This is a genomic window from Streptomyces sp. NPDC044003 (genome assembly GCF_056435185.1).
In genome coordinates this window covers 102,954-115,102 of the sequence record NZ_JBWKFA010000008.1, presented here as the reverse complement: position 1 = coordinate 115,102, position 12,149 = coordinate 102,954, and the positions used below count along the sequence as shown (strand labels likewise).

The 12,149-nt window shown below is 69.3% G+C and carries 15 protein-coding genes; 6 read left to right on the top strand and 9 right to left on the bottom strand.

Going from position 1 to position 12,149, the window contains the following annotated elements:
• The first annotated feature begins 122 nt into the window (after positions 1 to 122).
• On the top strand, positions 123 to 572 hold the full coding sequence (locus AC07AW_RS28840; RefSeq protein ID WP_478818378.1) for a hypothetical protein: 450 nt from the start codon (positions 123 to 125) through the stop codon (positions 570 to 572).
• Positions 573 to 702: 130 nt separating this feature from the next.
• On the opposite strand, the gene AC07AW_RS28835 is transcribed toward AC07AW_RS28840, so the two are convergent.
• Complete coding sequence (locus tag AC07AW_RS28835) at positions 703 to 1,164, bottom strand: MarR family winged helix-turn-helix transcriptional regulator (protein WP_478818377.1); 462 nt, start codon at positions 1,162 to 1,164, stop codon at positions 703 to 705.
• A 65-nt stretch (positions 1,165 to 1,229) separates the two neighbouring features.
• Between AC07AW_RS28835 and AC07AW_RS28830 the strand changes: the two genes are divergently transcribed.
• Positions 1,230 to 1,598, top strand: coding sequence for a VOC family protein (locus AC07AW_RS28830; RefSeq protein ID WP_478818376.1), 369 nt, complete (start codon positions 1,230 to 1,232; stop codon positions 1,596 to 1,598).
• Between the two features lie 112 nt (positions 1,599 to 1,710).
• Here the strand turns inward: AC07AW_RS28830 and AC07AW_RS28825 are convergent, their stop codons facing one another.
• Positions 1,711 to 2,448, bottom strand: coding sequence for a transposase (locus AC07AW_RS28825; protein ID WP_478818375.1), 738 nt, complete (start codon positions 2,446 to 2,448; stop codon positions 1,711 to 1,713).
• Between the two features lie 798 nt (positions 2,449 to 3,246).
• On the opposite strand from AC07AW_RS28825, the gene AC07AW_RS28820 reads away from it, so the two are divergent.
• Together AC07AW_RS28820 and AC07AW_RS28815 are read left to right on the top strand one after the other, a co-directional pair.
• Positions 3,247 to 4,197, top strand: coding sequence for a hypothetical protein (locus AC07AW_RS28820; protein ID WP_478818374.1), 951 nt, complete (start codon positions 3,247 to 3,249; stop codon positions 4,195 to 4,197).
• Positions 4,198 to 4,315: 118 nt separating this feature from the next.
• Positions 4,316 to 4,969, top strand: a complete 654-nt coding sequence (locus tag AC07AW_RS28815) for a class I SAM-dependent methyltransferase (protein ID WP_478818373.1) — start codon at positions 4,316 to 4,318, stop codon at positions 4,967 to 4,969.
• Between the two features lie 23 nt (positions 4,970 to 4,992).
• Here AC07AW_RS28815 and AC07AW_RS28810 read toward each other — a convergent pair whose 3' ends face one another.
• From AC07AW_RS28810 to AC07AW_RS28800, 3 genes are all read right to left on the bottom strand, one after another.
• A complete protein-coding gene (locus tag AC07AW_RS28810) occupies positions 4,993 to 5,718 on the bottom strand; it encodes a DUF4232 domain-containing protein (protein ID WP_478818372.1) in 726 nt (241 codons plus the stop codon).
• 103 nt (positions 5,719 to 5,821) lie between these two features.
• Positions 5,822 to 6,001 carry a DUF397 domain-containing protein gene (locus tag AC07AW_RS28805; RefSeq protein ID WP_478818371.1) on the bottom strand — a complete coding sequence of 60 codons (180 nt, stop codon included), beginning with the start codon at positions 5,999 to 6,001 and terminating at the stop codon, positions 5,822 to 5,824.
• Positions 5,998 to 6,831, bottom strand: coding sequence for a helix-turn-helix domain-containing protein (locus AC07AW_RS28800; protein ID WP_478818370.1), 834 nt, complete (start codon positions 6,829 to 6,831; stop codon positions 5,998 to 6,000). The genes AC07AW_RS28805 and AC07AW_RS28800 overlap by 4 nt, the downstream gene beginning before the upstream one ends.
• 149 nt (positions 6,832 to 6,980) lie before the next feature.
• On the opposite strand from AC07AW_RS28800, the gene AC07AW_RS28795 reads away from it, so the two are divergent.
• Together AC07AW_RS28795 and AC07AW_RS28790 are read left to right on the top strand one after the other, a co-directional pair.
• Positions 6,981 to 7,475 (top strand): ATP-binding protein, encoded by a 495-nt coding sequence (locus tag AC07AW_RS28795; protein WP_478818369.1) that lies wholly within the window; start codon positions 6,981 to 6,983, stop codon positions 7,473 to 7,475.
• A complete protein-coding gene (locus AC07AW_RS28790; RefSeq protein WP_478818368.1) occupies positions 7,465 to 7,854 on the top strand; it encodes a VOC family protein in 390 nt (129 codons plus the stop codon). The genes AC07AW_RS28795 and AC07AW_RS28790 overlap by 11 nt, the downstream gene beginning before the upstream one ends.
• An 83-nt stretch (positions 7,855 to 7,937) precedes the next feature.
• On the opposite strand, the gene AC07AW_RS28785 is transcribed toward AC07AW_RS28790, so the two are convergent.
• From AC07AW_RS28785 to AC07AW_RS28770, 4 genes are all read right to left on the bottom strand, one after another.
• Complete coding sequence (locus AC07AW_RS28785; protein ID WP_478818367.1) at positions 7,938 to 8,351, bottom strand: cytidine deaminase family protein; 414 nt, start codon at positions 8,349 to 8,351, stop codon at positions 7,938 to 7,940.
• A 192-nt stretch (positions 8,352 to 8,543) separates the two neighbouring features.
• Positions 8,544 to 10,535: an elongation factor G gene (fusA, locus tag AC07AW_RS28780; RefSeq protein ID WP_478818366.1), complete on the bottom strand. Its 1,992-nt coding sequence runs from the start codon at positions 10,533 to 10,535 to the stop codon at positions 8,544 to 8,546.
• Between the two features lie 256 nt (positions 10,536 to 10,791).
• Positions 10,792 to 11,199 carry a VOC family protein gene (locus AC07AW_RS28775; protein ID WP_478818365.1) on the bottom strand — a complete coding sequence of 136 codons (408 nt, stop codon included), beginning with the start codon at positions 11,197 to 11,199 and terminating at the stop codon, positions 10,792 to 10,794.
• Between the two features lie 162 nt (positions 11,200 to 11,361).
• Complete coding sequence (locus AC07AW_RS28770) at positions 11,362 to 12,045, bottom strand: MerR family transcriptional regulator (protein ID WP_478818364.1); 684 nt, start codon at positions 12,043 to 12,045, stop codon at positions 11,362 to 11,364.
• Between the last annotated feature and the right edge of the window lie 104 nt (positions 12,046 to 12,149).

Here is a 12,149-nt window from a genome sequence, read left to right as displayed (position 1 = left end):
TTGCCGTCTTGTGGCGCATCTTCAGGGCTTCTGCAGCGTTGCCCGGTGGTCCGGCCGATCTGCGGTCCGGCCCACTTGTCGCCGCAGGAGGCCGCGGCGATCACCAGGCGAAGGAGTCGCCCATGGGAACCTTGCGCAACGGCGTCTATCACATCATCTGCCTCGGCTCCGACTCCGAGGCGCGGTACCTCACAGCAACCGAGCAAGGTGTGACCGTTGCGGCTAAGGGGGCTGTGCCGGAAAGAGGGCAAGAGTTTCGCGTGGAGTGCACCGAGGACGGCTGCGCCATCCAGTTCCCAGCCACGATCATCCCTAGTGCTTCCCTGAGTTACAAGGAGCCTCAGTCCGGCGAGAGGCTGATCCTGGGGCCGCTGAGTGATTTCCCCACGCGTATGTGGCAGATCGAGGGACTTCCCGTGCCGACCGTGCCGCAGCCCTTCGTCATGCGTGTTCCCGATACCGACCTGGCAGTGGGAATTTCGCCGAAGTCTATCCACCCGCCTCAGCTCGAACTGATGCTGCTCGGCACCGACGAGCCCCCTGCCTGGGCGTTCGAGTTCCTCCACGAGTGATAGCCGCGTGACGCCCGGGTGAGGACACCGTCCCCATCTGCGGACAGTCACGTAATTCGGCTCTGGCGCTGATCTTGTGACGGCGTCGGATCAGGGCAGGGGCACGGCAAAGTCGTAAATTCCGGAGCGGTTACGTCGCCGATGCGGGCGGTTCGGTCAGTGAGGCGATGCACGTCGTGAGCAGGCGCCGCATCTGGTCTTGTTCGCTGGCATCCAGATTGGCCAGCATGTCTTGCTCGACGCGGCGAACCGCGGCGCTGGCCACCTTGAGCTGGTGGCGCCCGCGGGCGGTCAGCTCGGTGGGCAGGGCCCTGCCGACGGGTGCCTGTGCCGGGCGGACGACGAGTCCCTGGCGTTCGAGGGCCTGCAGGAGCACGTTCATCGACTGCCGGGTGACGAAGGTGCCGCGGGCAAGCTCGGAGTTGGACAGACCCGGTCGCTGGGCAAGCAGCTCCAGGCAGGAGTAATGGGTGATCGTCATGCCCAACGGCCTCAGCACGGCCTCCAGGGCGGAGTGCAGAGCGCTCGCGGCCGCCTTCAGCATGTACCCCAGCGATGTGTCCAGCTCGATTCCGGGCTCACCTTGACTCATGTCAGTAGTCTGACATACGTTGAGGCATGTCAGAAGACTGACATATCCATGAGGAGGTAAGAATCGTGGCCGTTACCGGACCCGACTTCATTTCGCTGCAGGTGCGCGACCTGGAGCGCTCTGCCGTCTTCTACGAGCAGTACCTGGGGCTAAAACGCTCTGACGCAGGACCGCCGCACGCTGTCGTGTTCGACACCAAGCCGATCGCGTTCGCCGTCCGCGACGTCGTCGCGGGCGTCAACCTGGACGCGATCGCGCAGCCGGGCCAAGGGATGGCGCTGTGGCTGCACGCCCCCGACGCACAGGACATCCACGACGCCCTCGCCGCCGCCGGCACGACGATCGTCGCAGCGCCCGTCGACGGGCCGTTCGGCCGCACTTTCACGTTCGCGGACCCCGACGGCTACCAGGTGACCCTCCACGACCGCGGCTGAGCCGGGCGTCCTGGTCTTTGGCGCGGCAGGCGCCCTGAGCGGGCTTCTCGCAACGGCGGTTATGACACCTCAGGTCACGGCCTACTTCATGACTTTCCCGGGCCCCTGCGGGTCAGGGCGTGAGGAGTACGCGTTTGCGCAGGAAGTCGAGGTTGGCTCGTCCATACCCTTGTCTTTTGAGGAGTTTCGTCCTTGTGACCTGCCCTTCGGCCTGGCCGGAGCTCCAGGGGGTGGAGAGCCCGGCGATAACGGCGTCGATGTCGCGGCTCAGTCCGGCAATCAGGGAGTGCAGGGCGGGCAGGTCATCGGCGAGGACGCGCTCCATCCAGACGGGCAGTTGATCGCCCCGCAGGTCACGCATCATGGCGGCGAAGTCGCGGACGTGGTGGGTGACGGCGTCGAGTTCGCGACAGCCAGTCCGGATCTCCTTGAGGTCGGCGGCATCATCGACGGTCAGGTTTCCGGGATCGGTCATGATCCAGCGGACGATGCGGCGGGGCCGTGGAGCCGGGCGGCGCGCGGGTGGCGCAACGGTGGCAGCCTTGAACGGGCGGAGGTAGCGGCGGACGGTCTGGAGGCTTCCGGCGAAACCCAGGGCCACGATCTCCTGGTGGAGTTGGGCACTGCTGTGACAGCCCTCGTTCCACCGCTGGTGGAGGTAGGGCTTGTACTCGTCCAGGATGGTGGATCGGTTCGTCGCTTTGACCAGCAGTTCGTCGACACTGGTGGCGCGGGCGAAGCGGCGCACGGTGGACCGGTCCAGCTGCAGTGTCCGGCAGATGTCCTCCAGCGTGCTGCCGTCGTCCAGGAGCTGTCGCACGGCGGTGTGGCGTTCCCTGGTCCGGGTCACCAGTCGGCGTTCCCGTCCGCAGACGTCGAGCAGCGCGGCAGCCGGTGCCGGCGGCGTCAGCCATATGTCATCGCCGACCGGCGGGGTGGTCGGGACGGTGTTCTCGAACGTGGTCCGGACGCAGGCGTGGTGGGCGGAGACGGTTTCTTCTCCCCGGCCTCGAAGCGGACGACAGCCTGCAACCGGTTCCGCTCCCGCGCGGCCCTCTCGGCGTCGGTCAGCCCACGACCCTGCGCATATCTCACCCCCCAGGAGCTACCGGTGCATGCCCGGCCAACTCGCCTGGATATTCGGCTCCGGCGAGTGCTGGGATTGCCCCGACCGCGTCGCCACCTGCTTGGCCCGCACACTGCATTTCCTGAAACACGATCCTCGGGCCGTTGATCCGCTCCCGCGACCTTGGCTCTCCACGGGAATGCCGGCCTACCGGCTGTCGCCCCAGTAGGATCGCCCGGTGAGTCGACCGTGTTATCCGACGCTCGTCACCTCTTCAACTGCCTATCCCGCAAAGGCTGATGGGCCCGACCCGGGGCAGACATTCGCTTGCGGGAGCTGGGCCGGAGTGATTCACTGGAACTAGCGAATCACCCCCATCTGGTTGAACGAGTCCAGTGTGCTGAGGGTCGAGCCTCGCCACTGAGCCCCCCTCGCAGTGAAGCCATTACGGCGCGCGTCATGCCACGCCGCGCAAACCTGTGCGCGATGAGTCGCGTTTCCATCTGCCGGTCGTGCGTGCGTGTGTCCGACTTCTCTGCGCTGTCTCACAGTGGAAACCGTCACGAAGCCAGGGAGAATTCCATGGCTGTCACTTATGAGTCAAGCCTCTTGTCGGCCGCCGAACAGGAGAGGGCGCCGGCCATCGAGATCGACTTCAGCGAAGATCTCACCTCGGAGCAGCGCAAGATCGCCCAGCGTTCGGTCGAACGTATGGCGGCCGCCGGCGTCGAAGCGCGGGAGCAGCAACGCGCCGTGGAAGCGGGGTATCAGGAGCTCTCCGACGCCATCAACGCTCCCCTCCGGCAACTGGTGGAAGCGGACGAGGCGACGCGCAGGAAGTTCGAGCACCTGCGCGACCACACGCCGCTGAGGTTCGACGAGCCGACCCTTCTGGAGAACGGTGCCGAATACCCGGTCGCGGTCGAAGCGGCCGACATGCATCTTCTTGACGTCCGTGCGACGCAAGTCTTCAGTCCGCCCTATCACTTCGAATGGCGATGGCACAACACCGGCGGAAGTGCCCCCTACACCTCCTCCACCAACCGCCCCGTGGGGCAGGCATCGCTGCAAGGCCGGTGCGGCCCCTGGATTCCGGGCGCCGGCGGCAAGTTCGTCGAAGCGCACGCAGGGTTCGGCCTACTCTTCCGGCCGACCGTCAACGGGCTGCTCTCCGGAGACTCGCTGAGAGTGCTGGGATTCTTCTGGGTCGTGGGAGCCTTCGGTGTCGGCAGCAACGCCACCGTCGAAGGCGGTACGGAGTGCACGATCCTCGAGGACGGCAAGCTCAAGGCCATCAATTCCCACAAGCTGTGGCGCAAGCGCGTCAGCGTCAACGAATGGGCTGACTTCGTTCAGACCAATCCCGTGACAGACACGTCGATGAGGACCCAGTTCCCGATGCGTGCCGGCCACGAGTACACGTTCAACGTGGGCTTCTGGATCTACGCCGACAACACCGCGGGGGTCGGCACCTCCGGGGCGATCTCCGGGCTCGGCGGGCGTGTTCCCAGCATGGTCGTCACCCAGCCCTAGGGGCACGGCGGCCACCCCCACCGGAGGTGGCCGCCCTCTCGGCTTGCCGGGGCAAGCCCTCGGAGACCGTAGCGGGAGGCATCAGGAAAGGCAGCGTTGCCGTACTAGGGTTGCCCGCATGGCCATGCCCTCCTTTCTGACCGCTGTGCGGGAGTCGTACGACACGGTCGCCGCCGACTACGTCGCACGCGTCCCGCCTCCGGCCGAGATGGACCCGATGTCCCGCGCGATGCTGGCGGGGTTCGCCGAACTCGTGCGGACGGCCGGTCCGGGGCCGGTCGCGGACCTGGGGTGCGGACCCGGCCGCATCACGGCGCACCTTGCCGCGCTGGGGGTGCCCGCCTTCGGCGTCGATCTGTCACCGAAGATGATCGAGCTGGCCCGCGACGCCTATCCGGACCTGCGCTTCACCGAGGGCTCGATGACCGCCCTGGAGACGGGGGACGACGAACTCGGCGGCATCCTGGCCTGGTACTCCACCCACCACACGCCCCCGCAGTGGCTGCCGGCGGTGTTCGCCGAGTTCCACCGCGCGCTCGCGCCCGGCGGCTTCCTGCTCTGGGGAGACTACGTCGGCGACGAACGGCTGCAGCCGACCAGCGGCTACGGCCGTGCGGTGTCCTACGAGTCGTACCTCCTGCCCCTGGACCGCGTGGCCGGCCTGCTGGGCCGGGCCGGACTCGTCGTCACCGCGCGACTGGAGCAGGAGCCAGGCGGACGGGCGAACAGACCCCATGCCTGCCTCCTGGCCCGCAAGCCCGAAAGGCCCTGACAGAGCGACAGCACCGCGCGGCGTCACCGGGCCTTGAACACGAACTTCTCGACCTCGCTGCGGGAGAGGTTCCAGAACGTGACCGAGGGGTTCTGGCCGACCGTGACGAACTGGACGTCGTCGGACAGCGCGACGTCGATCGGCGACCCGTCGTCGGTGCTGTTCGGGTCCCGGTACGCGATGCCGAACGACTCGTACGTCGTCGTCTTCTCGCCGCCCAGGAACAGCTTCACGCCCGCGTACGCCTTCTCCTTCGGCCCGATCGTGGCGACGGCCTTCGCCGGGGACTCCATCGGCTGGAGCGGGCTGTCGACGTCCTGGCCGAAGGTGATGAAGGGGTAGTGGTAGAGCGTGCAGGGTTTGTCGGTGACGTTCGTCGCCGTGATCAGGAGGTGCTGACCCGAGTCGTGCGCCCAGTACGACGTGCCGATGGAGACGTCCTGGTCGCCACAGGCCGGGGCCTTCTCCTTGCCGTCACCGCTGCCGCTGCCGCTGCTGGGCTTCGCGGAGTCGGTGGCGGTGGGCTGCGGGGCCTCGGTGCTCGGGCTGGGGGTGGTGGGGGCGGGCGAGGTGGTGTCGGTCGCGGTCGCGGTACTGGACGGGGCCTGGCTCGCGGCCCCGTCCTCCGTACCGCCGTCCGGCCCGCACGCCGTGGCCGAGAGGAGCGCGGCGACGGCCGCGGCTCCCATGGCGGACGTCTTCCAGCTCTTGCGGGCAGCGCGCATGGTGGTCCCCCGTGTACTTCGCATGGCTCGAATGTGGTGCCGTCGAGCTGATGATGCACCGGTGCGGCCGCCGTATTCCGGTGGCCCGTGTCTCGTTACGAACCACGGACGTGGAGGTGATGCTTCCTCATCCGAGCCGGGCGAGGAACTCCGTCCAGGCGGCGGGGGCCAGGGCGAGCCGGGGGCCGGTGGGGTTCTTGGAGTCGCGGACGTGGACGGTGGAGGGGCAGGTGGCGACCTCGACGCAGTCGCCATCGCCGCTGCTGCTGTAGCTGCTCTTGAACCAGGCCAGATCTGTCGTGCTCATAGTGCTCCTCGGATCTCCCGCAACAGGCCCACGGATGCTTCTACAGACAGAGCCTGTGCTCGCATCCTGGCATATCGCTGCTGGAGGATGCTGACCACTTTGGTGTCGGAGAGCAGTTGACCGGTCCCTTGGCCCTCGCAGTAGGCGTACCAGGCATTTTCCTCGGTTTCCAGGAGTTGCAAGGGGCCGCCGAGGCCGGCGTGATGCCCGCGCGACTGCGGCATGACCTGGAGGTCGATGTTGCGTCGCTCGCCGAGGGTGAGGAGGTGGTCGATCTGCTCCCGCATGAGCTCCGGTTCGGTCACCTGGCGGCGAAGCACGTGTTCCTCGATGATGAAGCTGTAGATCGTCCGCGGATGGTCGGTGACCAGTTGCATCCGCTCCACGCGGGCGGCCATCTTCGATTCGATCTGGTCGTCGTTCAACGCCGGGAGCTGCTTCTCGAAGAGCGTCCGGGCGTACCCGGGCGTCTGGATCAGGCCGGGGACGAATCGGTTCTCGAAGATGTAGAACGTCACCGCCAGCGGCTCCAGGCCCGCCCACTTCTCGAACCACTTCGCCAAGCCCTCCCTCCGCGTGAGGTGCTTCGCCGCCGCCCGGATCACCCCGAACGCGTCCAGCACCTCCTCCGCGCGGTCCACGAACTCCTTGGACGGCAGGCGTCGGCCCTGTTCGATCGAGGCGATCATCGGGACCGAGTAGCCGACCATCGGGGCGAACTGTTCCTGCGTCAGGCCCGCGCGTCTGCGGAAGACCTTGACCACTTCCCCGAATGCCTTCAGGCTCTCCGACGTCTCCGGTTCGTTTCCCTTCGGGACCTCGTCCGTCACCCCGCCACCTCCCGTACCCGTGTGCTCGCGCTGAACGCATCAAGGCTCACAGATAGTTACCGGTACGGTCCAGAGTGTGAACTCGTACGCTGCGCAGCGTACGAGTTGCTGAGCTGGTAACTCGTCCCGGCCGCCGCCACATTGGCCCCATGACCTCCCCCGTGACCCGCGAACCCACCGTCACCGTACGTGTGTTCACCCAGCGCTTCAGCTCGACCCCGCGCGGCGCTCGCCTCGCCCGGCGGCTCGTTCTCCATCAGCTGGACCGCTGGCAGCTCCCGTACGGCTCCGAGACATCCGACGTCGTCGGGCTCCTCGTCGCCGAGCTCGCCGCCAACGCCGTCACCCACGGCCGGGTGCCCGGTCGGGACTTCGAGCTGACGCTCTCGTACACGCCCGGGTTGCGGCTCCGGGTCGACGTCTCCGACACACGGGGCGAGCGGCGGCCGACCGCCGTGGCGCCGGGGCCGCTCGACGAGGGTGGGCGGGGCCTGCTGCTCGTCGAGGCGCTGGCCTCGCGGTGGGCGGTGCTCGACCGCGTGCCGGTCGGGAAGACCGTACGGGCCGAGCTCGACCTGCCCGGACCCGGAGCGGTCGGTACGCTGGGCCCTTTCCGCGCTGGCTGGGAGAGTCATGACAAGTAGGTTCACCGAGTTGGCCGTTGACTGCCACAACCCGGAGATGCTCGCGGCCTTCTGGTGCGAGGTCCTGGACTTCAAGGTGATCGACCGGAGTGAGGGTCAGGTCGAGATCGGCTCCTGGGTGCCGACGGTCGAGGAGGTCCGGGCTCGCCAGATGCCGGCCACCCTGTGCTTCATGCAGGTGCCCGAGGGCAAGATCGTGAAGAACCGGCTGCACATCGACGTCAGCCCGATCGACGCCAGCACCGAGGACGAGGTGACCAGACTGCTCGGCCTCGGCGCCACCAAGGCGGATGTGGGTCAGGGAGAGGGCCGGAGCTGGGTGGTCATGGCCGACCCCGAGGGCAACGAGTTCTGCGTCCTGCGGACCCTGGCGCCGTAGAACCAGGGCCGCGGTGGGCTGGGAGCGGCGGAGTTGTTCGCGCCGCTGGTGGGCGGCCGGCGGAGCCGGCTCGACCGAGCGGTTCAGTCGGAGTCGAGCTGGTGGTCCGCCCAGACGTAGCTCTCGGGCAGCAGGTCGGTGATGAGGACGGCTCGGATGCGGTCGCCTTCGCCGACGATGACCTTGAGGGTCGGGAAGTAGTCGAGGAGGACCTGACGGCACCGGCCGCACGGGGGAACCACCCCTCGGTCGCGGTCGCCCACTGCGACGATCGTCTTGAGGTCGTAGGCGCCCTGGGCGGCTGCGGTGCCGATGAGGACCAGCTCGGCGCAGGGGCCTCCGGTGAAGTGGTAGGCGTTCACGGCGGTGACGATCCGGCCGTCCTCGGTGCGGGCTGCGGCGGCCATGGTGTGGTTGTCGCCCTGGCAGCGTGTGCGAGCGACGTCTGCCGCGGCCTCGATGAGTTCGTGGTCGACGGGGTGGGTCTGCCGGGTCATCTTCTTCTGCTTTCGTCAGGTGTCAGGTGACGTTGACCCGTGCGACGAGGGTGCGCAAGCGAATATCGGCGGTGTGCTTGTTCCGCCGGACGGTGTTGCGGCGGATCGTGCTGACCTGTTTCTTGTGGCGGTCACGGCCGGGGCCGGCGCCGCGTGTTCGGCCCGCACCGTCGGTGCGGGCCGAACGTGGCCTCAGACCCGAGCCGCCTCGTACCCGGCCGGGCGGGTCGTGAACGTGCCCCGGCCCTGGGTACGGCCGCGGAGGCGGGACGCGTAGCCGAAGAGTTCGGCCAGCGGGACCGTCGCCGAGACCACCGACGTACCGGAGCGGGTCGTCTGGTCCGTGACCCGGCCGCGGCGGGCCGCGAGGTCGCCGAGGACCGAGCCGACCGACTCGGCGGGCACGGTGACCGTCACCTCGGCCACCGGTTCGAGCAGGGTCATGACGCTCGCGCGGAGCGCCTCGCGCAGGGCGAAGCGGCCCGCCGTGCGGAACGCCATCTCCGAGGAGTCCTTGGGATGCGTGGCGCCGTCCGTGAGCGTGACCCGGACGCCCGTCACCGGGTGGCCGCCGAGGGGGCCCTCGACGAGGGCGTCCCGGCAGCCGGCCTCGACCGCGCGGATGTACTCCTGCGGGACGCGGCCGCCCGTGACGGTCGAACGGAACTCGAACTCCTCCTGCTCGCTGTCCGTCGGTTCGACGGTGATGACGACGTGGGCGAACTGGCCCGCCCCGCCGTCCTGTTTGACGTGGCGGTGGAGCAGGTCCGTCACGCCCTTCGTCACCGTCTCCCGGTACGCGACCTGCGGACGGCCGACCGTGACCTCAAGGCCCCGGTCGCGCCGCAGCTTCTCCACCGCGACCTCCAGGTGCAGCTCGCCGAGACCGGACAGGACGGTCTGGCCCGTCTCCGGGTCGGACCGCACGACGAGCGACGGGTCCTCCTCCGTCATCCGGGCGAGGGCCGTCGCGAGCCGGCCCGTGTCCGTGCTGCGGCGGGCCTCCACGGCGACCGAGACGACCGGGTCGGCGGTCGTGGGCGGTTCGAGGACGACCGGCGCGTCCGGCGCGCAGAGCGTCGCCCCGGCGCGGGCGGACTTGGGCCCGACGACGGCGACGATGTCACCGGCGCGCGCCTCGTCCACCTCGGTCGCCCGGTCGGCCTGGACGCGCAGGATGCGGGCGATGCGCTCGGTGCGGGTGGTGGTGGCGTCGAGCACGGTGTCTCCCTTCCTGAGCGTGCCCGCGTAGACGCGGAGGTAGGTCATGCGGCCGGTGGCGGTGGCGTTCACCTTGAAGGCGAGCGCGGTGAACGGCGCCTCCGGGTCCGCCGGGACCTCGCCGCGTACGGGTGGCATGTCCGACGGGGCCGGGAGGTACGCGACGACGGCGTCGAGCAGGGGCTCGATGCCACGGTTGCGGTACGCGGAGCCGCACAGCACGACCACGGCCTCGCCGGTGAGGGTGAGGTCCCGGAGCGCGCCCGTCAGCGTCCCGGCGGAGAGCGCCGAATCCGCGCAGAACTCCTCCAGGGCCCCCGGATGCAGCTCCGCCACCGTCTCCTCCAGGCCTCGCCTGCGGCGACGGGCCTCGTCCCGGAGTTCGTCGGGAACCGGCAGGTCGGCGAACGTGTCGGCGCCGTCGGCCCACACGTACGCCCGCATCCTGACCAGGTCCACGACTCCGGTGAAGCCGTCCTCGCGCCCGATGGGGAGCTGGACGGGGAGCGGGACGGTGCCCAGGCGCGTACGGATCGACTCGACGGCGCTGTCGAGCTCCGCGCCCGCGCGGTCCAGCTTGTTGACGAACGCGATCCTCGGGACGCCGTGGCGGTCGGCCTGGCGCCACACGGTCTCGCTCTGCGGCTCGACGCCCGCGACGGCGTCGAAGACGGCGACGGCGCCGTCGAGGACGCGCAGCGAACGCTCGACCTCGTCGGAGAAGTCGACGTGACCGGGGGTGTCGATCAGGTTGACGCGATGACCCGCCCAGTCGCAGCTGACGGCCGCGGCGAAGATCGTGATGCCCCGGTCCCGCTCCTGCGGGTCGAAGTCGGTGACGGTCGTGCCGTCGTGGACCTCGCCGCGCTTGTGGGTGGCGCCGGTGAGGTAGAGGAAGCGCTCGGTGACGGTGGTCTTGCCCGCGTCGACGTGGGCGAGGATGCCGAGATTGCGGATGCGCATGGTGGTGCCTTTCGCTGCTGCGTGAAGAACGGGGCAGCGCGGTTCCCGGACGGATCCCTAAGGGATCGTGGTCATGTCACGGGTCGGCGATGGCGGGCGCGCAGCCGCCACCGGCCGGGGCGAGAGGCGAGGATCACGTCGAAGCGGCGCGTACGCACGGTCGGCTCTCCTCGGTAGACACTCGCGGCACGGCACACCGGTCGGTGCGCCGTGCCGCGAGTGTAGGGAGCGCCGCCGCGCGGGCGACACCGGTTTTTCAGGCTGCCGGCTGCAGGAGGTCCCAGCGGTTGCCGTAGAGGTCCTCGAAGACGGCGACGGAGCCGTACGGCTCGTGGCGCGGCTCCTCCAGGAACTTCACGCCGGCCGCGGTCATGCGCTCGTGGTCGGCGGCGAAGTCCTCGGTGTGGAGGAAGAAGCCGACCCGGCCGCCGGTCTGGTGGCCGACCGAGGCCTCCTGCTCCTCGTTCTTGGCCCTGGCCAGGAGCAGCCCGGTGTTGCCGAGGCCGCCGACGCCGGCCGCGCCGCGCGGGCGGACGACGACCCAGCGGCTTCCGTCGCCGCGGTCGGTGTCCTCGACGAGGTCGAAGCCGAGGGCGTCGGTGTAGAAGGCGATGGCCTCGTCGTAGTCACGGACGACGAGGGTGACGAGTGCGATGGACGGCATTTCCTCAACGTAATACGCGGAAGGGGCGGAACCTATCCGTGTTAACCCGCGTGGTCGTGCGGGTTGACCCTTGTCGGACGGGGGGTGCGAACGAGGGTCCGGGGGAGGGGTGGGCGAGGGTCCCCCCTGGTGGTCCACCCGAGGATCGGTCCCGTCCGCTCCTCAGGGGGAGTCGGTCGGCGGGGTCGGGGCGGCGGCTTCTCCGGGCGTGCGCGCCCACGCGGCCCGGCGCCGGGTCTCGTTCTCCTGCGCCATGCGACGCAGCAGGGCCAGGACCGGTTCCAGGAGGAGGACGACGATGGCGGCGTGCTCGGCGAGCCTGAGCCGGTCCTCGGCGTCGTCGAGCTCCTCGACCCGGTCGACGTCGAGCTTCGCGGCGGCCGCGGCCAGTTCGGCGTACGGCAGCAGGTCCTCCGTGCCGTACTCGACGCCGAGGCGGCTGAGGTCCATCAGGCTCGCGGCGAGTGCGCGGCGGTGCGGGGAGTCCGGGGAGACGTCCCAGCCCATCGCGCGGACGAGCTCGTCGACCCGGGGCGCCTGCTCGTCCACCGCGTCGGTCTCGGCGGCGTCGACGGGTGTCGGGAGCGCGTAGTGCACGACGCCGAGGGTGGCGAGCGGGTCGAGGGGCTCGTCGATCGCCGAGAGCACGTCACGGGTGGCGGCGATGGACAGGCCGCCGCGGGCGGTCAGGGCGCGGATCAGGCGGAGGCGCTGGACGTGCTCGTCGCCGTACAGGGTGAGCGTGGCCCCGAGCGGGCGGCCGGGCGGCAGCAGGCCTTCCCGCAGGTAGTACTTGATCGTTCCGACCGGCGTTCCGGACAGACGGCTCAGGTCAGAGATCTTCATGGGCACTCTCGCTCGAAGGCTGTTCCCGGGTGGCCCGGGCGTGGTCCGGGGGTGATCCGTGTGTGAGCAGTCTCCCAGGGGCTCGAATGGACACGTCCACTAGA